Origin of the sequence: Borrelia persica No12, assembly GCF_000500045.1 — a bacterium.
GTDB lineage: Bacteria > Spirochaetota > Spirochaetia > Borreliales > Borreliaceae > Borrelia > Borrelia persica.
Map to the genome: position 1 here is coordinate 438,392 of NZ_AYOT01000146.1, position 19,306 is coordinate 457,697.

The window sequence follows — 19,306 nt, forward strand, 5'->3', positions numbered from 1 at the left end:
AAAAACATACTTGCCTAATTACACAAAATAAATTTATCCTAAGATTACACGCACTCATTGAGTAATCACTTACCGCTGCTACCTTCCAGTCCTGACGGGATTAGGCAACACTCAATAGTGCGGATCCTAGGAATCGGAGAAAATGGGATTCGAACCCATGATACACTTTCATGTATACACGCTTTCCAAGCGTGCGCCTTCAGCCACTCGGCCATCTCTCCAAACTTAATACTTTCGTGCCCAAGAGGATTTGAACCTCTGACCTTTAGAACCGCAATCTAATGCTCTATCCAGCTGAGCTATGGGCACAAACAAACATTTAACTTCAATTGTAATAAAAATTATTATTTATTACAATAAAAATAAGTTTATAACGAATAATCAAAAACATTCTTAAGAATTAAATATTAATTCATTTATCAAAAAGGAGCAATAAATGATACCTAAATTTTCAATAATCATAACAATAATTTTATTAATAACAATAGCATGTACAAAACATGACAAAAAAATAGAAAGCGCTGAAATTAATATCGAAACAAAAATTATTAAAGAAGATATTATCAATGACAATAACATTATTTTTCACATAAATGCCAAAATCCCTATTATAGAAGGACTAGAACTTGGATTTGAAGAACTTATACAAACATGGCAAATTGAAACAATAGAATTCTTCAAAACAATAAAGGCAACAAAAGAACCACACGAATCCTTCTATGATTCTAATTTTCAAATATTCAAAAATCCAAACCTTAATATAACATCTATTCTATACACTCAAGAACAAATGAATAAAAACGATGCAAATGGTCTTACAACATACCATCCTATTAATTTAAGAGGGAAAGAAAAAATAGAACTTGCAAATATAATTTCAAAAGACCAATTGGATTCTTTGATGCAAGTATTAAGAGAAGAAGTAAAGACAAAATTCAAAAAATTCGCCGATAATTATGAAAATGAATCTGCATTTGAAACAGAATTTGAAAAAAATTTTAAACAGTATCAATATTACTTTAAAGACAATGATGTGATAATTTTTTATAATCCATTAATAATAGGACCACATTCAGATGGAAAAATTGAATTTGCATTTCCAATAGAAAATAATTCTGAAGACAATATTAATGAAACCAAAAAAACTGATTGTCCAGTCTGTTCATAAGAATATAAAAAAACGGAGAGGGTGAGATTCGAACTCACGGTAGGCTACACCTACGACGGTTTTCAAGACCGTAGCATTCAACCACTCTGCCACCTCTCCAAAATATTACCACATAAAAAATTCAAAGAAACTCTGCTAAGATATATTTTAACAAAAATTTCCACGGAGAGAATGGGATTCGAACCCATGGTCCCCTTTTTAAAAGGACAACTTCTTAGCAGGAAGCCCCATTCGACCACTCTGGCATCTCTCCTTATATCCACATTAATACATAGTATATTAGAGTCATTAAAATTGTCAACAAAAAATCAAAATCAAGCCTAACAATCGATCTTAAAATCTCTATAAGCTTCAATTAAATCCTTAATTTCCCTAATTGTAACATCCAAATGAACCTGAGAAAATTTATCTGATAAGATTTTTTTAGTAATATCCACCTCATTATTACTGGTTCTAAGTTCAATATGTTCATCTTTAACTTTCCAAATATATGTACAAAGCCTAGTATCATAATCGAATACAAAAACGGGTTCTTTTAAATCCAAAGAATTGTCGACAAAAAATAAATATTCAAGCACCCACTGACCCTTTAAAACCATTGCCAACTCGTCTAATAATTCTTCAATCAAAATATCTTCTCTAGACTCAAGTAAGTTTAAAAATCTAGAATAGAGACCGGCATTCATTTCACAAAGCTTTTGTAGATAAAAATACGCATCTTCAAGATCACGATTTCTTAAAAAGAACAGAAATGCATAAAAATAAACTAACTCCATATCAGGATAATCTGCCAACATTCTATCAATAGCCTTTTTAGGAGAAAAATTTAAAAGTTCTATCGTAGCAATATGCATATTGTATATTGTATAAACATTGGGAAAGCTTAAAATAGACTTTACATAAGACTTGGTAGCCTGTGTCATATTACCTATTTTATGCAAAATAGTTGCTCGATTATGCCAAATATATTTAGAATAATTTGAATCTGTTAAAAATCTCTCAGAAAGGTCAATTGCACTACTAATCTCTCCCATAAAATAAAGATAATACATCAAATAATTAACGATAAGAGAAAGATTAACATCCGCAAAACTATCATCCATCTTTAATGGCCTGATATCCTTGAATGTGCAAGTATTATTTAAAAACCAAGTATTCAATTTAACAAGAGAATTGGTCTTATCTATATCAGAAGCTTTAATAAGCATCTCTAAAGCCTTATCTCTCCTACCCAATATTTCAAATAAAACAGCAGCATTATTAAATGCCTGGATCAAATGAGGATATTGATTAATAGATTCCAAAAAACAACTTAAAGATTTTTCATAATCTTTAAGTCCAAAATAAAAAACACCAAGATTATAATTTTGAAAATAACTCAATTCATCTTGATCGCTTTTAAATTCACCATCATATAAAAGCTTAATTAAAAAACTATACTCACTTAAAATAGGATAAGTATCTAGTACATACAAAAGCGCCTTATAATCTTTTAACCTAAAATAAATTAAAGATTTAAGAGCCAAAGAATCAAAACTATCATCAAAAACATCTAAATTTGCAAGTGCATTTTTAAAATCACCATTTTTATAAAGCTCTAAAGCCTTTTCAAAATCAATACTATTCATATTGTTTAAAAAACTCCATTGGTCTTACTGAAATTTCTTTTGAAAAAGACGCCTCATTTACACTTTTATCTAAATTATAGGAAGCAACACTAATATAATAGAGTCTTCCATTCTCAAGTCCTGTAATTTTAAAAGAAGTCTGATTGCCAACATCAATGGGCGATTTTAAAATACTTCCTGCATTACCATGATAATTACAAGGACTAACACCAATATAAATATAATATCCACCAATATTACTACTAATTACAGGGAACCATTCAATCAATATTTCACCCGATCCCGGAACAGCTTTTGTGATTAAAGGAGGAAAAGGTGCAGCCTCAGGTATATAAGTCACAACCATGCTATAAAGAGATGGACTCTCCAAAGGATTGCCATTTGGATAAAATTCAACCTTCAACTGAATATATTTTGATACATCAAATTTAGGAAAGCCATTATTAGGATTAAAAGGAATCCAATCTCCTGTTAAATTCTTTTTTACCTCTCCATTTTTATCTATCCCATAAAAAATCTTATTATCTAACCTATAATAATAAAAAATATCTGTGTCTTTTGGTTTTAAAGTATCAAATTCAATAGACAAAATCTGAGAATAAGCTTTAGATAATTCAATTGGTTCTGTAATGATATATCCCTTGTCTCTTGAAAAGAAAGCATTATGCACTTCCTCAAAACTTTTATGAATCTCAAAACTCTCAATAGCTCCTGTAAAATATTGTCCCAATGTAAAATCAATAAAATTACCAATATTAAGCAAATACCCAAAACCTTCTCTTCTATCGGCAGTAATATACTCTATAGCTTGAGGTTTAGAATCTATTAAATATTCTAACAATCCATCTTTTTGGCTATAGCGAACAGTATGTAAATGCCATTCTTTAGGAATAAAATCATCATCACTCTTAAGTTTGACCCTAATAGGTTCACCATTATCATTTAAAAACACATTATTAAAATTCCAAACAAAAGTCCCACCTTCACTTTCTAATCGAATTGCCTGATCTACCCAAACACCTTTAATATTTTTATATCCATTCCAACTTACAATAACCTCTCCAGTAATAGAAGTAGAACGATATACCCAAAACTGAATGGTAAAATCAGAAATCACATTACCCGAATAAAAGAAAGCCTTCTTTGTTACTGGTTTAAGTTTAAGCATATTTCGACTTGAATAAAAAATCAAAGAATTTCCCGAAATATTATGAAAAGAATTTGAAATTCTTACATTACTTGGGTCAATTAAATAATTTAAAGCAGCATCTTTCACTATATTATCATTTTCTATCTCCAACCTAAAATCAACATTGTTATAATCTAAAACTCCCCTATACTTATCCAAATAAATTCCAAGTACACCCCTCTTATCCCTTGCAAAACTAATATTATGAGATTCCTGAATAAACTTAAATCCATCCTTATGATCAAGAATTAACTTAAGTTCTTGAGAAAAAACACTTGGCATATAGAAGCAAAGCAAAGTAAATATAAAAATTAACCTCATTGTAGACCTTTATCAATAAAAAAATAAAAAATATATAATACTTAATATGATATAATATTATATCACAAAAACAAAAATGGTTATTTAAAAGCAAAAATAGACATAAAATGGAAAAACACTTAAGCAATTTATATAAACAAGTAAAAGAATTTCCAACAACAAGTGGCTGCTATAAAATGAATTCAAAAGACAATAAAGTATTATATATTGGAAAAGCAAAAAATTTAAAAGCCAGGGTAAAAAACTATTTCTTAAAACGAGCCAGTCATAAAACTAAAATATTAATGAACAATGTAACAAATATAGAAATAATTACAACAAACAGCGAATATGAGGCCCTATTATTAGAATGCAACTTAATCAAAAAACACAAACCAACTTATAATATCAAATTAAAAGATGACAAAGGATATCCTATGATAAGAATCACCTGTGAAAAGTATCCCAGAATTTTCAAAACTAGGAAAATAATAAATGACGGAAGTGAATATTTTGGACCATATGTTAATGTTAAAAATTTAGATTTAGTGCTAGAACTTATTAACAAAACATTTAAAACCAAAAAATGCAAAAAAAAATCCAAAAATCCTTGTCTATATTTTCATATGGGTCAATGCCTTGGAGTATGTTACAGAGACGATCTTGAAGAAGAATACAAAAAAGAAATAGAGAAAATAAAGCATATTTTCAATGGAAACATATCTAAGCTTTTAGATAATATTGAACTCAAAATGAAAGAAGCAATTATGAGAGAAAATTTTGAAGCAGCAATCAAATTAAAAGAAACTAAAAAATCATTAATTGAAATAAGTCAAGCTCAAATAATTACAAAAATGGATAAACTTAGTGCAGACTACATATACGTTCACAAAACAGATAGCCTAAATGTAATAGTAATACTTAAATATAAAGACGGCAAACTAATAGAAAAAGATATCCACTTTGATGAAAGCATATACGAAAAGGACGAACTAGTAGAAAAATTTATAACACAATACTATACATCTATAAACATGATAGTACCAGACAAGATACATATTTTTAGAAAATTTGATACCTCAAATATCACAAAATTAATAAATGAACTTAAAAATACAAAAACCGAAATAATCTGCAGGGAAACTCAAGATAGTATTAAAATAATGGAAATGGCAATTTCTAATGCAGAAATTGCATTAACAACGCACAACAATGAAAAAAATAGGGGAATTGAGAATCTAAAAACCATTCTTGAAATGACAAAATTACCAAAGACAATTGAAGGATTTGACATTGCCCATCTTAATGGATATAAGACAGTAGCATCACTAGTTACATTCAAAATGGGACAACCTTTTAAAGGCGGATATAGAGTTTACAAAATCAATTCACTAAGTAATGGCGAAATTGATGATTTTAAGGCAATAAAAGAAGTTGTATCAAGGAGATATTCAAAATTAATTAATGAACAATCGGAATTACCTGATTTAATATTAATTGACGGAGGGAAAGGCCAACTTAACGCTGCCTATTCAATTTTAAAAGGGCTAAAACTTGAAGATAAAATAAACATCTGTGCATTGGCAAAAAAAGAAGAAATAATATTTTTGCCAAGTAAAAAACAAGGTATCAAACTACCAAAAAGAAACCCTGCTCTGCAAATATTGCAAAATGTTAGAGATGAAGCTCACAGAAGAGCAAATAATTTTAATAAACAACTACACAATAATATCAAATTAAATTACAGCAAAATCAAAGGTATTGGAGAACAAAAAGCAAAAAATATATTACAAACACTTGGAACATACAAAGATATATTACTCTTAAATGAAGATGAAATAGCTAAAAAAATGAAAATTAATATCACAATGGCAAAAAAAATTAAAACATTTGCCGAAGAACAAAATTCAAATAATAAATAAAACAATTATCTCTAAATACTAAAAAGTACACTTAAATTTAGAAGAAAAATTCCTACAAATAGTATCATCCTGATTTAACAATATCACTATCATAAAATATGACAAATTTAAATGCATATTTTTGCCATAAACTCTCACGTACAAATCAAACTTATGTAACATCTTAACAACAAATTTAATATTAAAAATCGAATAATTATTAAGCCCCATTTTATAAGTTTTCTCTAGTGAGGAAAATATTTTATGTTTTTTAAAGATATATGAAATATTGTTTGAACCCTCACAATCTATTTTTATCTTTAACAATTTTTTAAATTGCCATCCAAGACCCATAATAATGCTAATCAAATCTTCACCTTGTTCTATCATGGCCTTAACTTTAACCAAAGCGCATTCCATATCTTTCTTTAAAATTGACTCAAATAAAGAAAAAACATTCTCAATACGCATAACACTAAGCCAAGCATTTACATCATCCTCATCAACGGTTTTATCTTTAATCATAAGAGCAAAAGAGTCTATATAAAATTGTAAAATCTTAGTATCTGAATCTAACATAAAAAGCATCAAATCTATGGCTCTATCTGTAATCTTAATTCCAAGTTTCAAAAAGCTCTTCTTTACAAATGAAAACTTATCGATATTCGATAATTCATAAAAAGTTTTCTTAACCACATTTACAGAAGCTTTAGGTTCAAAATTGATCGAGTTTTCATTAGAAATAAAAATAATAATCTTGTTTAAAGGCTTTAAGAGTATGTTGTAAATTAATTCTAAATCCTTTTTATTTTTTAAATTTTCAATCTCATAAATAATAAGAACTTCTCTTTTCACAAAAAAAGAATTACTCAAAAGCCGTTCAGAAAGTTCTATTGATGATAATTCTGACATAAAAAGCTTAGTAACATGCAGATCGTCAATATGAAACTTACTAAAAATATCATTCAAATAAGCTTCTTTTAATCCTTGTTCTTTGCCTAATAATAAATAAATTTTTTGCATTTAAATATATTATAATTCAAAAAAATAAATATGCTCTTATGTTATACTTTAATTCTTAGGATCAAATATGAAAATAGCAATATTTACAGACACATATCTCCCAGATAAAAATGGAGTAGCAACATGTGTCAAACAAATTAAAGAAGGATTTGAACAAAAAGGTCACACCGTTTATATTTTTTGCCCACAATATCAAACATCAAACTCAAATGATTCACTTGAAAAGAATATTTACAGATGTTTTTCAATCAAACTAAATCTCACAGTAGATGCCAAAATATCATTTCCAAATAAAGCAAAGATAAAAAAAATAATAGAAGAATATCAACCCGAAATCATCCATACACATTCAGAATTTACTATGGGACATATGGGCAAAAAATTAGCATTAGAATATAATATACCAATTGTTCATACAAACCATACAATGTGGGATTATTATCTACATTATTTAGGAATCATTAAATATTTCATCAATCCAGATACAATAATGAAAAAATTTTATAATCAAATTCATCATTTTATTTATCCATCAATTAAAGCACATGACAAATATTTTCACTTTGCCAAAGATTCTGATTATAAAATAATTCCAAATGGAGTAGACAGAAAACTCTTTATTAAAGAATTAACCCAAGAAAAAAGACAAGAAATATTTAACAGACATGGAATAAACGAAAATGACAAAATCATAATCTTTGTTGGAAGAATTAACAGAGAAAAAAATATATACAAATTAATGGAAAATTTAAAAAGACTTTTAACTGAAAATACACACTGCAAACTTATTTTAATAGGAAAAGGTAAAGAAGAAAGCAATGTAAGACGATTTAGAGAACAATATGGTCTTACAAAACAAATAATACTTATTGGAACAATTCCATGGGAAGAAATGTACTATTACTACAAGATATCCGATGTATTTGCAAGTCTATCAAAAAGCGAAGTATATCCAATGACCATCATTGAAGCATTAACTGCCGGAATACCAGCAATACTTATCAATGACATTATATACAAAGACGTAATTAATCAAGGAAAAAATGGATTTTTAATAGATAATTACCAAGACATGTACAAATACATGAAAGAAATCATAGAAAACGATGAAAAATTACAAAATTTAAAAAAATACACAGAAGAAACATCTACTAAATACTCAAGCACATCTTTTGTAGAAAAAATTGAAGAATATTATGCTCAAATTATTAAAAATCACAAATATTAACGGAATTTACTAAGATTAACAATATGAATGGGAAATTCTACTCCCACATCATTTAAAACACCTTTAATATTTTCTGCTAAAAAATATTGAAAATCCCAAAAAAATTCAGTTCGTATAAAACACCTAATCTCCATAACTATATAACAAGGTGTATATTCCGTTACAATCAGACTAGGCTCTCTAACATCATATCTTTCCCTGTTAAAAGAAAGAGCCAAATTTCCCATTTTCTCTTTAAGCAAACTAATGTTGATGCTATAAGGCACCTGAAAACTAAATGCAACTCTTCTCTCAGGATTTGAAGAAAAATTAACAACCAATGTATTTGTAAATTTACTATTTGGAATTTTAATAATCTTACCATCCACAGTCCTTAGTGTAGTAAAAAATATTTGAATATCGATTACTTCTCCCTCAGCATCATCACAACTAACATAATCACCTATTTTAAAAAAATTTGAATTTAATATGACAAATCCACTAACAAAATTAGATAACATTCCCTGAGCAGCAAGACCAACTGCAAGACCTAAAGACCCAAATACAGCAAAAATAGAAGTCGTAGGAACTCCAAGATAGGGCAAAATCATTAAAATTAATACCATATCTATTACAACTCTAAAAAACGATCTAAAAAAATTAAGAACAGTAGAATCTAATCTTGTCTCCAGTTTAGATCTCTCACACGCCTTAAAAAAAAGATTGCCCAACCTCTTAACAATAAACCTTAAAATGCACCATAAAAATACAGCAACAACAATTCTCAATCCATAATCTAATACCATTATAAAAATTTTATGAGCATGATTTTGTAAAAGGAATATCTCTTTAAATGCATTTGATATTTTTAATTCTTCATCCATAAGTCATTATAGCATAGTAAAAAAACAAAAATAAATCTTTATATCAAATCGAAAAAATAAAAAATTAATACACAAAATACCTCTAACAATCAATATTTCAAAACCATTATGATAAAATGTAATTTAATAAATCCTTAAACAATATTTAAAGTTTAGAATATGGAATTAATGAACAAAGAAAAAAATACACATGAACTATTAAAACTATTTTACCTTACATTAAAAATAACAACCATTACAATTGGTGGAGGATTACTCATAATATCTGAACTTAAAAAAGCAATTGTAAATAAAAAAAAATTAATATCTGAACAAGAATTCAATGAAATATTGGCAACAGCAAACACAATCCCTGGCGTAACGGCAATCAATCTTGCCTTTTTAATTGGAAAAAAAATTCAAGGGTTTAAAGGCGCAATTATGTTAACTATTGCTGGAATACTGCCATCCATATTCGTAATCACAATAATAGCTCTTTATATCAATTTAAATTCAAATAATATTTATTTCCAAAAATTCATTGAAGGCGCAAAAATATCATCAACAATAATAATGTCAACAATCATTATTGAATTTGCAAAAAAAATGCTAAATAAATCAATAATAAAATGGGCAACATGCTTCCTAATAATATACGTGCTTTATAAATTTCATGTGGATTTATCATACATACTACTTACAATTTTAATAATATGTTTTGTAACATATACAATAAAAAAAAGATTCTTTAAAAGAAAGGTATAAATTTGATTTTAATAAATTTATTCATCACATTTTTCAAAATAGGAATTTTAAATTTTGGGGGAGGAAATGGAATTGCCACCACAATTTACAAAGAAATAATTGAACATAAGGGATGGATAGGACAAGAAGAATTTATTAATATTATCACAATATCTAGAATTACTCCTGGACCCATAGCCACCAATATAGCAACATATGTCGGAGCTAAGATGGCTGGTGTTACAGGCGCAATAGTCGCCACAATGGCATTAATTACTGCACCAATATTGATTATTATTCTTATAATATCAACAATAAATAAAATACACTTTCTAGAGTATTATCTCGAACACTTAAGACCCCTAATTATCGCACTATGGACAATGACTACAATCATCTTATTTGAAAACATATTTTTCAAAATAGGGTATAATAATACAGAACTTTTAAAAAGTTTAACAATTGCAGGATTGAACTTAATCATTTTATTATCCTACAAAAATATTGCTCCTGCAATATTAATTATATCTAGTGGAATGCTATATATTCTTATATAAAGATGCTAAGACAAAACTTAAAATTAACACAAAAATTACAACTAACACAAATTAACACAATCAAAATGTTAAGTCTTGATAAACAAGAATTAATAAAAATTATATTAAACGAAGTTGAAAATAATGAATACATTCACATGGATTCAAGTAAAATATTTTTTGAATCACTAAAAACTTATAAATTTAAAAAATTTTTCTACGAAAACAATGATAATCATAAAACACAATACGAAATTGCATTGGCCAAAACATCATCTAAAATTTCACTTAAAGAACATCTTTTACTACAACTTAGAATTCAAAGACTTAATGAAGATGAGATTAGCATAGGAGAAATTATAATAAACAATCTAAATAGAAAAGGACTCTATATAATAAATCCTTACGATTTCTTTAATCAAGATGAATGGCCACAAGTCACCAAAATGATTAAATTGATTCAACAATTTGATCCAATAGGAATTTGCGTACCTAATATAATAGAATCATTAATATTACAAGCAAAGCACCATAAACTGGATAAAAATATAATTAGAATTCTACAAAAATCAGATTTACTTACACATACTCAAGAAAAACTAAAAAAAGAATTAAACATTAGTTCACAAGATTTAAATGATGCTCTTAAAATAATTAAACTTAAGCTCAATCCCAATCCAACATTTGAATTTAAAGATAGGGACGATACTAATGACTATATTGAACCAGATATTATTGTCATAAATAAAGGAAACAAACCTAAAATCAAAATTAAAGAGGTAAGTATCCTTAAAAAAGAAATTCATAGACAAGAAGCCAAAGACTTGCGCAAATACAAACAAGCAAAATGGCTAATTGAAGCTTTAAGATACAGAGACGAAACATTAGCCAAAATAGGAATAGCAATATATACATTACAAAAAGAATTTTTACGAAGAGGTTTTAAGAGCCTACGACCAATGAAATTGGATGATATATCTAAAAAAATAAATATATCAAAATCAACTGTATCAAGAACAATAAAAAATAAATATTTACAATTTGATTGGGGCACAATCTCAATTAGAAAACTATTTAATTCAATAGGTGGTGCTAAAACAAATGAATTCTCAAAATTAAGTATTAAACTAATAATAAAAGGAATATTAGAACAAAATAAAAATATGGTAGACAATCAAATTTCTGCTATACTAAAATCTAAAGGAATCACTATTTCAAGAAGAACTGTAAATAAATATAGAAACGAATTAAAATTTGAAGGAGAAATTTATGGAACCTAAAATACAAGCTATTAATTACCATTTAAATGATGAGATAAAAGATTTTATTTTAAAAAAACTAAACAAAATTGGAATTCATATTAAACAGCATGCAGAAAGTTTGAAAATTACAATCAAAAAAGAAAATGATATCTTTGATGTAGATGCGCACCTTCATTTCAATTGGGGGAAAATAATACATATTACAGAAAAAGGCAAGGAGTTATATGCATTAATAGAAAAATTGGTAGAGAGACTACAAAATACAGCAAACAAAGAAAAAAATAAAAAAGATACAATAAATAAGTAAAATTAAATGCAAACAACAATTGAAATAACAAATAAAGAGGGTCTGCATGCAAGACCATCAAGCATGATTGCAGAACTTGCAAGCAAATACTCTTCGTGTAATATAAAATTAATTACAGAGGATGGAAGGGAAGCTGATGCAAAATCTACGATTGCAATTATGATACTTGGAGTTATATATAAAGAAAAAATAACAATTGTTGCAGATGGTAAAGATGAAATTGAAATAATTGATAAGCTAAAAAAATTATTACAATCAAACTTTAAAAAAAGAGATTAAAGAATGAGCAAAAAAAATTTATATAAAATATTACTTATTATTAATCCTCTTCTTTCATTTGGAATGGCAGACTATATGAAAGATACAGGTAGTAACATTGATGCCAAAATTTCTTCTTTCATAATGAGCCTAGCCATTATTGTAATATCAGCAAGTCTTCTTGGCAATTTGGTAGGTAGATTTGGAATTCCAAAAGTAATAGGACAAATAACAGCAGGAATACTTTTAAGTCCAACGTGTCTTGGTCAAATTAAAGTGCCATTAATATTTCCATTGGGAATAATCAACTACGGAGAAAATTATCTAATAAATGAAGATATATTTGCAATATCAACAATAGCTTCAATAATTTTACTCTTCATGGCAGGTCTTGAGACAGATTTAAAATTATTTCTCAAGTTTTTACCACGTGGAGGATTAATAGGGATAACAGAAGTAATTGGCACTTTTACAAGTTTTGCACTAATATCCACTATTTTATTTGATGTGCAATTCATAAACCCCACATCTCTCTTTATAGGAATTATTGCAACACCTTCTTCTGCAGGTATTGCTGCAAGCATACTCTCAGCTAAAAGAAAAATGAGTACATCAGAAGGAGTTACAATAATATCAACATCAATAATTGACGATGTGCTCTCAATGATTATGCTTACAAGTGTAATTACAATATCACGATCTCTCTCTGATCTTGATATCACAAGTTCAATTACATCTACAATTCAAAACATATTAATTTGGTTTTGTTTAACATTTATATTGATCTTGCTATCAGCACCAATTTCAAAATTACTCAAAAGCTTCAACAGTGTAACCCTAGCAACTGTAATAACTCTTACCTTTACTTTTATCATTTCAAGTATCTTTCAAAACTTAGGAATGTCATTTGTAATTGGAGCTTATATATTTGGACTTGCCATGTCAAAAACAGATATTGTATACGTAATCCAAGATAAATTAACAATATTTGAAAGGTTTTTTATACCAATATTCTTTACATCAATAGGACTTATGGCCGATATTAATGTAATATTATCAAAAGAAGTTTTAATAATGGGAACTTTTCTTAGTTTCATAGCCATAGCAACAAAAGTGGTATACTGCTTTATCCCATCATACTTTTTAGGATTTAACAAATTAGGTGCACTACGAATAGCTTTTGGAATGGTTCCAAGGGGTGAAATATCGCTAATTATTGCAAATGTAGCTCTTTCTTCTGAATTTATAAGCCAAAAAATATTTGGAATAATAATAATTATCGTTTTCTTGCCAACAATCATTGCAACACCAATAATAAATATCTTATTTCAAATAAACAAAAATGGACTTAAGAAAAAAATAAAAACAGAACAAAACACGCAAATTACAGTATCACTTAAATACGACAATTTAACAAAAATATTTTTATGGGACTTAAAAAACCAATTAAGAAATGAAGGATTTTTTACTCAACAAATTAAAAATGATTTCTCACAATATATAAATGCAAGACGCAACGATATATCCCTTTCAATAAAAAGAGAAGGAAGTAAAATTACATTTGAATGCCCAGGAAAACACATAATCATAATACAAGATTTACTTAGAGAAACCATTTTAAACTTAGAGAGAATAACTGAAGAAGTGAAAATAGTCTCTGTAAAAGCACAAAAATTAAACTACTCAATAAACTATGATAAAATACGCAATAATATTGCCTTAGATAAAAGAATAAAAAAAGAAAATATCATTTTAAATTTAAAAGCAACAAACAAAATTGAAGCATTAAGAGAATTACTAAGTGTAATAAAAGTTGAGATTGACAAGGAAACAATATTACAAGACTTAATGGAAAGAGAAAAACTTATAACCACAGCCCTTAAAGAAGGATTTGCAATACCTCATCTAAAAACCAATTTAATCAAAAAAATGCACATTGCTATTGGAATCAGTCATGACGGAATTGATTTTAATGCTATTGATAACAATTTAAGTCATATCTTTATACTAATACTATATCCAGCAAAAGAATATATCAATTATCCACGCATTTTATCATCTATTGTAGGTAAGGTTGATTCTAATAAAAAAGCAATGCTTAAAGCTAAGACTGACAAAGAAATTTATAATATATTGGTAGGATAAATTATGTTTAAAATCATCAAATGCAATCAAATAAATAACGCACTTATAAATAAAAAAATAGAAATAAATGCATGGGTAAAAAAAATAAGGAATCATGGGAAAGTCACATTCATTAACATTAGAGACAGATACGATGAAGCACAGGTACTTGTAAGTGATGAAAAACTTTTAAAGATAACATCTCAAATAAAGATGGAATACTGTATTAAAATTCAAGGAAAATTAAAATTAAGACCTTTGGAACTTATAAATAAAGAAATGAAAACCGGAGCATTTGAAATAATTGCAGAAAATATAAATATAATTTCAAAATGCAATGAATTACCCTTTATGATCGAAGACAATAATAATGTAAGTGATAATGCAAAACTTGAATATAGGTATTTAGATTTAAGAAGGGAAGAACAAAAACAAAAAATAATATTAAGAAGTAAAGTAACATACGCAATTAGAAATTACCTAACAAAACAAAACTTTCTAGAATTAGAAACACCAACATTCGTCAAATCAACACCAGAAGGTGCCAGAGATTTTCTTGTTCCATCAAGAATACATCAAGGGCATTTTTATGCACTACCACAATCTCCACAACTTTACAAACAACTTACAATGATAGCTGGACTTGATAAATATTTTCAAATAGCCAGATGCTACAGAGATGAAGATTCAAGAGGTGACAGACAACCAGAATTTACACAACTTGACCTTGAAATGAGTTTTATAAAAAAAGAAAACGTATTTAAATTAATGGAAAATCTTATTTTTACTATTTTTAAAAATACATTAAATATCACATTACCAAAAAAATTCAAAAAAATGACTTATAAAGATGCAATAAATACGTATGGAAGTGATAAACCAGATACCAGATACGAATTATTAATACAAGACATGAGCAGAGTTTTAGAGCAATCTTCATTTGATATCTTTAAAGACATATTACAAAACAAAGGAACAATAAAAGCACTTATTATAAAAAACCAATCACATAATTTTTCAAGAAGCAAGATCAATAATTTAGAAGAACATGCCAAACTTTATAAGGCACGTGCTCTTTATTTTGCGAAAATAGAGAATAATGAATTTACGGGAGGCATTGCCAAATTCTTAAATCCAATCAAACAAACATTAATTGACACTTATTCACTTGAAAATAACGACATAATATTTTTTGTAGCCGACTTATGGGAAACTGCTTGCAAAGCCATGGGGCAAATTAGAATTAAAATTGCAAATGAACTCAATATCATAAACAAAAATACATTTGAATTTTTATGGATTTATGATTTCCCTTTATTTGAATATGATGAAGAGACACAAAGCTACAAAGCAGCTCACCATATGTTTTCAATGCCTAAAGAAAAATATATAAATACTCTAGAAAGCAATCCAAGTGAAGTTTTGGGAGAAGTTTACGATCTTGTACTGAATGGATTAGAGCTTGGTTCAGGATCAATTAGAATACACACAAGAGAACTACAACAAAGAATTTTTGAAATAGTAGGATTTAAAAATGAAATAGCAGAAGAGAGATTTGGCTTTTTCCTAAAAGCATTAGAATACGGGGCTCCTATTCATGGAGGAATAGCTATTGGAATTGATAGGCTTTTAATGTTAATGACACATTCAAATTCAATAAAAGATGTAATACTTTTTCCAAAAAATTCATTTGCAGCAAGTCCACTTGATAAATCTCCTTCTCAAATTTCAAATGAACAACTAAAAGAATTAAATTTAATCATTGGTAATTTTTAATTATAAAAAAATTATAAAAGATTTAAGGATGCAGAAGCATCCTTAAACTTAGGGATAAATCAACTTATTTAATTACAATTTTTTTCTCTTTAGACTTTTCAATAGCTTCTGACTTTTTGCACAATTTAATAAACAAAACACCATTTTTTAATTCTGATTTGATTGAATCTTGATCAATATTTCCTGACAATCTAAAATTTCTAGAAAAAGAAATATCTCTTCTCTCTACTCTTAAATACCTATCATTTTTCTCTTCTCTCTCATCTTTACTCTCATAACTGATTGTCAAATAATCATCTTTAATTGAAACTGATATATCTTCCTTATTTATTCCTGGAAGATAAGCCTCAATAATAAATGCACCACCCTCATCTCTAATATTAACTGGAACATCTTGAATACCTCTACAACTCATACAATCAAAGTCATCATTCAACAAATCCAAAAAATTTTTCTTATAATTTGTCAACCACATATAAATCTCCTTTTTTTTATTAATGTATAAAAAATTTATACAAAAATCATTCCAAAAATTTATTTAATATTTCTTAATATTAAGTAAATTTTAAAACAAATAAAAAATAAATACAAACATACTAAAAATAGATGAAACACTATAAAAATAATAAGTTAATTTATGTATAATAAATACACAAAAATAAAAAATCCGTCTATATAGACGGAAAAATTTAAATCTTTAATTAACTATTAATTTAACTATTACTTTTATTAATTTTCTTGTATTAATTTCTATTAATATTATTAAGATTCTTGCAAGCAAGCTTTACACGTTCTTTTATACTAATCTCAGATTCTCTAAGCCACACTCTTGGATCATAAAACTTTTTATTTGGGACATCAGCATCATTACCATCACCAAGCTGTCCTTGAAGTCTATTTTCATTTTTCTTATAGTAATTTAATATACCTTCCCAAGCAGCCCATTGAGTATCTGTGTCAATATTCATCTTAACAACACCATAAGATAGTGCTTCATGGATCTCTTCTATTGTTGATCCAGAACCCCCATGAAACACATAAGACACGGGCTTTGGACTATCTGAATTAATCTTTGATATCACATAATTTTGCCCATCTCTTAATACCGTAGGAGTAAGCTGTACATTTCCAGGCTTATAAACACCATGCACATTTCCAAAAGCCGCTGCAATTTGAAAATTAGGACTAACTTTCATAAGTTCAGAATAACCATAATAAATATCCTCAGGTGTTGAAAATAACTCATGATGTGCTCTATTTGAATTATCAACACCGTCTTCTTCACCACCAGTAATTCCAAGCTCAATTTCTAAAAACATCTCTATCTTAGACATTCTCTCTAAAAACTTCTTAGATGTTTCAATATTTTCTTTAATTGGCTCTTCAGACAAATCCAACATATGTGAAGAAAATAAAGGCTTATTATGCTCTTTATAATACTTTTCTCCATATTCTAAGAGTCCTTCAACCCAAGGAATTAAATTCTTTGCACAATGATCTGTATGCACAACAACAGGTACTCCATAATGTTCTGCTAACAAATGAACATGCATAGCACCAGAAATAGCTCCAAGTATAGAAGTCCCCTGAGATTTTTCAAGCTTGAGCCCTTTACCAGCAACAAAAGAAGAACCACTATTTGAAAACTGTATCATAATAGGAGAATTGATTTCTTTAGCTGCTTCTAATACAGCATTAATTGAGTTTGTACCTACACAATTAATAGCCGGAATTGCAAATCCCTCTCTTTTGCATATATCATACAAAATATGCAAGTCCTTACCATAAACCACCCCAGGCTTAATCTTATCTAATACACCCACCGCTAAACCTCCTTTCTAATGTTATAAATATATATTTCCATTATATCTTTAAAATTTAAATTGCTTTTAATTTCAGAAAACAAAATTATAAAAAATCACATAAACACAAATAATCTTATGAAAACAAAGACACAATCTTATTTAAGTATCTTAGATTTATACCAACTTGCAAACTTCTTAATTCCATCCTTAATAGAAGTCAAAGCTTCATAAGAAAAGTCTTCTTTAAGTTTTGAAATATCACAACAACTCTCTACAACATCTGCTTTTTGCATAGGCAAGAAATTTTTACAAGCCTTACTTTCAAGATTTATTTCAAGTTCATCAATAAATTCCATAAGTTTAACAGCATGTCCAGTACCCATATTATATATCTTATATGGAGCAAATGAACTTGAAGAATTGGGATTTTTGGTATCAAAATTACTATCACTCTTAGCTGGCTGTTTTAACACACTGTAAATACCATCTACAACATCATCAATATATGTAAAATCCCTAGCCATATTTCCATTATTAAAAACATTGACTGAAGATTGTTTTGTAATCCCATCCGCAAATAAATATAATGCCATATCAGGCCGCCCATAAGGTCCATAAATCGTAAAAAATCTTAATCCCGTTGTTGGAATATTAAAAGACGAACTATAAGCATGAGCTATGGCCTCATTAGATTTTTTGCTAGCTGCATACAAATTTAAAGGATGATCCGTAATGTTATCTTCATTTGAAGGCATCCTTTCATTTAATCCATAAACTGCAGATGTTGATGCATAAACAAAATGCTCAATAGAATCTTTATATATCCTACACGCATCTAAAACATTAAAAAATCCAACAATATTAACAGAAATATAACTATCTGGATTTTCAATACTATCCCTAATACCTGCCTGAGCTGCCAAATGACAAACATGGGTAAATTTATAATTATCAAAAAGAGACAAGACTTGCTCTTTATTTAAAATATCAAGATAAACAAAACTTAAATTATTGTACTTTTTACTCTTAACAATTTTTTTACCATCTACACTTTTACGCTCAAACCCTAAAACTTCTAATCGCTCATACTTCAGACTAGGATCATAATAATCATTTAAAATATCTACACCTAAAACCTCATGACCCTCATCAGCAAGCTTTTTGGCAACATGAAACCCAACAAATCCTGCAATACCTGTTAAGAATACTCTCATA

General features: G+C 27.8%; 17 protein-coding genes, 4 tRNA genes and 1 other RNA gene. 10 read left to right on the plus strand and 12 right to left on the minus strand.

Annotation, left to right across the window (positions count from 1 at the left end; all coding sequences use genetic code 11):
• Positions 1-33 precede the first annotated feature (33 nt).
• From ffs to U881_RS0105340, 3 genes are all read right to left on the minus strand, one after another.
• Positions 34-132: signal recognition particle sRNA small type (gene ffs, locus U881_RS11910), an RNA gene on the minus strand.
• 2 nt (positions 133-134) lie between these two features.
• Positions 135-221, minus strand: a tRNA-Ser gene (locus tag U881_RS0105335).
• A gap of 14 nt (positions 222-235) precedes the next feature.
• Positions 236-309, minus strand: a tRNA-Arg gene (locus U881_RS0105340).
• A gap of 127 nt (positions 310-436) precedes the next feature.
• Here U881_RS0105340 and U881_RS0105345 point away from each other — a divergent pair.
• Positions 437-1,168: an RsiV family protein gene (locus U881_RS0105345; protein ID WP_024653571.1), complete on the plus strand. Its 732-nt coding sequence runs from the start codon at positions 437-439 to the stop codon at positions 1,166-1,168.
• A 13-nt stretch (positions 1,169-1,181) separates the two neighbouring features.
• On the opposite strand, the gene U881_RS0105350 is transcribed toward U881_RS0105345, so the two are convergent.
• The 4 genes from U881_RS0105350 to U881_RS0105365 all read right to left on the minus strand — a co-directional run bounded on the left by U881_RS0105350 (position 1,182) and on the right by U881_RS0105365 (position 4,306).
• A tRNA-Ser gene (locus U881_RS0105350) sits at positions 1,182-1,267 on the minus strand.
• 64 nt (positions 1,268-1,331) lie between these two features.
• A tRNA-Ser gene (locus tag U881_RS0105355) sits at positions 1,332-1,421 on the minus strand.
• Between the two features lie 67 nt (positions 1,422-1,488).
• On the minus strand, positions 1,489-2,796 hold the full coding sequence (locus U881_RS0105360) for a tetratricopeptide repeat protein (RefSeq protein ID WP_024653572.1): 1,308 nt from the start codon (positions 2,794-2,796) through the stop codon (positions 1,489-1,491).
• Positions 2,789-4,306 (minus strand): fibronectin type III domain-containing protein, encoded by a 1,518-nt coding sequence (locus U881_RS0105365; RefSeq protein WP_024653573.1) that lies wholly within the window; start codon positions 4,304-4,306, stop codon positions 2,789-2,791. The genes U881_RS0105360 and U881_RS0105365 overlap by 8 nt, the downstream gene beginning before the upstream one ends.
• A gap of 107 nt (positions 4,307-4,413) precedes the next feature.
• On the opposite strand from U881_RS0105365, the gene uvrC reads away from it, so the two are divergent.
• Positions 4,414-6,207, plus strand: a complete 1,794-nt coding sequence (gene uvrC, locus U881_RS10815) for an excinuclease ABC subunit UvrC (protein WP_038363684.1) — start codon at positions 4,414-4,416, stop codon at positions 6,205-6,207.
• An 18-nt stretch (positions 6,208-6,225) separates the two neighbouring features.
• Here uvrC and holA read toward each other — a convergent pair whose 3' ends face one another.
• Entirely contained in the window at positions 6,226-7,209 is a 984-nt protein-coding gene (gene holA, locus U881_RS0105375) for a DNA polymerase III subunit delta (protein ID WP_024653574.1), read from the minus strand.
• Positions 7,210-7,276: 67 nt separating this feature from the next.
• On the opposite strand from holA, the gene U881_RS0105380 reads away from it, so the two are divergent.
• On the plus strand, positions 7,277-8,437 hold the full coding sequence (locus U881_RS0105380) for a glycosyltransferase (RefSeq protein WP_024653575.1): 1,161 nt from the start codon (positions 7,277-7,279) through the stop codon (positions 8,435-8,437).
• Here the strand turns inward: U881_RS0105380 and U881_RS0105385 are convergent.
• Positions 8,434-9,300 carry a mechanosensitive ion channel family protein gene (locus U881_RS0105385; protein ID WP_024653576.1) on the minus strand — a complete coding sequence of 289 codons (867 nt, stop codon included), beginning with the start codon at positions 9,298-9,300 and terminating at the stop codon, positions 8,434-8,436. The genes U881_RS0105380 and U881_RS0105385 overlap by 4 nt on opposite strands.
• A 168-nt stretch (positions 9,301-9,468) precedes the next feature.
• Here U881_RS0105385 and U881_RS0105390 point away from each other — a divergent pair, with 168 nt between their 5' ends.
• The 7 genes from U881_RS0105390 to aspS are packed head-to-tail and all read left to right on the plus strand — an operon-like array spanning position 9,469 to position 16,286.
• On the plus strand, positions 9,469-10,044 hold the full coding sequence (locus U881_RS0105390; RefSeq protein ID WP_024653577.1) for a chromate transporter: 576 nt from the start codon (positions 9,469-9,471) through the stop codon (positions 10,042-10,044).
• Positions 10,045-10,046: 2 nt separating this feature from the next.
• Complete coding sequence (locus tag U881_RS0105395; protein WP_024653578.1) at positions 10,047-10,580, plus strand: chromate transporter; 534 nt, start codon at positions 10,047-10,049, stop codon at positions 10,578-10,580.
• Between the two features lie 2 nt (positions 10,581-10,582).
• A complete protein-coding gene (gene rpoN, locus U881_RS0105400; RefSeq protein ID WP_024653579.1) occupies positions 10,583-11,839 on the plus strand; it encodes an RNA polymerase factor sigma-54 in 1,257 nt (418 codons plus the stop codon).
• Positions 11,829-12,128 carry an HPF/RaiA family ribosome-associated protein gene (locus U881_RS0105405; protein WP_024653580.1) on the plus strand — a complete coding sequence of 100 codons (300 nt, stop codon included), beginning with the start codon at positions 11,829-11,831 and terminating at the stop codon, positions 12,126-12,128. The genes rpoN and U881_RS0105405 overlap by 11 nt, the downstream gene beginning before the upstream one ends.
• Before the next feature lie 6 nt (positions 12,129-12,134).
• Positions 12,135-12,407 carry an HPr family phosphocarrier protein gene (locus U881_RS0105410; RefSeq protein WP_024653581.1) on the plus strand — a complete coding sequence of 91 codons (273 nt, stop codon included), beginning with the start codon at positions 12,135-12,137 and terminating at the stop codon, positions 12,405-12,407.
• A gap of 3 nt (positions 12,408-12,410) precedes the next feature.
• On the plus strand, positions 12,411-14,531 hold the full coding sequence (locus tag U881_RS0105415) for a cation:proton antiporter domain-containing protein (protein WP_024653582.1): 2,121 nt from the start codon (positions 12,411-12,413) through the stop codon (positions 14,529-14,531).
• 3 nt (positions 14,532-14,534) lie between these two features.
• Entirely contained in the window at positions 14,535-16,286 is a 1,752-nt protein-coding gene (gene aspS, locus U881_RS0105420) for an aspartate--tRNA ligase (RefSeq protein WP_024653583.1), read from the plus strand.
• 64 nt (positions 16,287-16,350) lie between these two features.
• Here the strand turns inward: aspS and U881_RS0105425 are convergent, their stop codons facing one another.
• From U881_RS0105425 to U881_RS0105435, 3 genes are all read right to left on the minus strand, one after another.
• Positions 16,351-16,761 (minus strand): Hsp20/alpha crystallin family protein, encoded by a 411-nt coding sequence (locus U881_RS0105425; protein ID WP_024653584.1) that lies wholly within the window; start codon positions 16,759-16,761, stop codon positions 16,351-16,353.
• A gap of 268 nt (positions 16,762-17,029) precedes the next feature.
• Positions 17,030-18,109, minus strand: coding sequence for a class II fructose-bisphosphate aldolase (gene fbaA / locus U881_RS0105430; RefSeq protein ID WP_024653585.1), 1,080 nt, complete (start codon positions 18,107-18,109; stop codon positions 17,030-17,032).
• A 137-nt stretch (positions 18,110-18,246) separates the two neighbouring features.
• Positions 18,247-19,305, minus strand: a complete 1,059-nt coding sequence (locus U881_RS0105435) for a GDP-mannose 4,6-dehydratase (protein WP_024653586.1) — start codon at positions 19,303-19,305, stop codon at positions 18,247-18,249.
• Between the last annotated feature and the right edge of the window lies 1 nt (position 19,306).

Coding starts and splice junctions, on each gene's coding strand:
- U881_RS0105345 (WP_024653571.1), top strand. CDS start 437: ATGATACCTAAATTTTCAATAATCATAACAATAATTTTATTAATAACA.
- U881_RS0105360 (WP_024653572.1), bottom strand. CDS start 2,796: ATGAATAGTATTGATTTTGAAAAGGCTTTAGAGCTTTATAAAAATGGT.
- U881_RS0105365 (WP_024653573.1), bottom strand. CDS start 4,306: ATGAGGTTAATTTTTATATTTACTTTGCTTTGCTTCTATATGCCAAGT.
- uvrC (WP_038363684.1), top strand. CDS start 4,414: ATGGAAAAACACTTAAGCAATTTATATAAACAAGTAAAAGAATTTCCA.
- holA (WP_024653574.1), bottom strand. CDS start 7,209: ATGCAAAAAATTTATTTATTATTAGGCAAAGAACAAGGATTAAAAGAA.
- U881_RS0105380 (WP_024653575.1), top strand. CDS start 7,277: ATGAAAATAGCAATATTTACAGACACATATCTCCCAGATAAAAATGGA.
- U881_RS0105385 (WP_024653576.1), bottom strand. CDS start 9,300: ATGGATGAAGAATTAAAAATATCAAATGCATTTAAAGAGATATTCCTT.
- U881_RS0105390 (WP_024653577.1), top strand. CDS start 9,469: ATGAACAAAGAAAAAAATACACATGAACTATTAAAACTATTTTACCTT.
- rpoN (WP_024653579.1), top strand. CDS start 10,583: ATGCTAAGACAAAACTTAAAATTAACACAAAAATTACAACTAACACAA.
- U881_RS0105405 (WP_024653580.1), top strand. CDS start 11,829: ATGGAACCTAAAATACAAGCTATTAATTACCATTTAAATGATGAGATA.
- U881_RS0105410 (WP_024653581.1), top strand. CDS start 12,135: ATGCAAACAACAATTGAAATAACAAATAAAGAGGGTCTGCATGCAAGA.
- U881_RS0105415 (WP_024653582.1), top strand. CDS start 12,411: ATGAGCAAAAAAAATTTATATAAAATATTACTTATTATTAATCCTCTT.
- aspS (WP_024653583.1), top strand. CDS start 14,535: ATGTTTAAAATCATCAAATGCAATCAAATAAATAACGCACTTATAAAT.
- U881_RS0105425 (WP_024653584.1), bottom strand. CDS start 16,761: ATGTGGTTGACAAATTATAAGAAAAATTTTTTGGATTTGTTGAATGAT.
- U881_RS0105435 (WP_024653586.1), bottom strand. CDS start 19,305: ATGAGAGTATTCTTAACAGGTATTGCAGGATTTGTTGGGTTTCATGTT.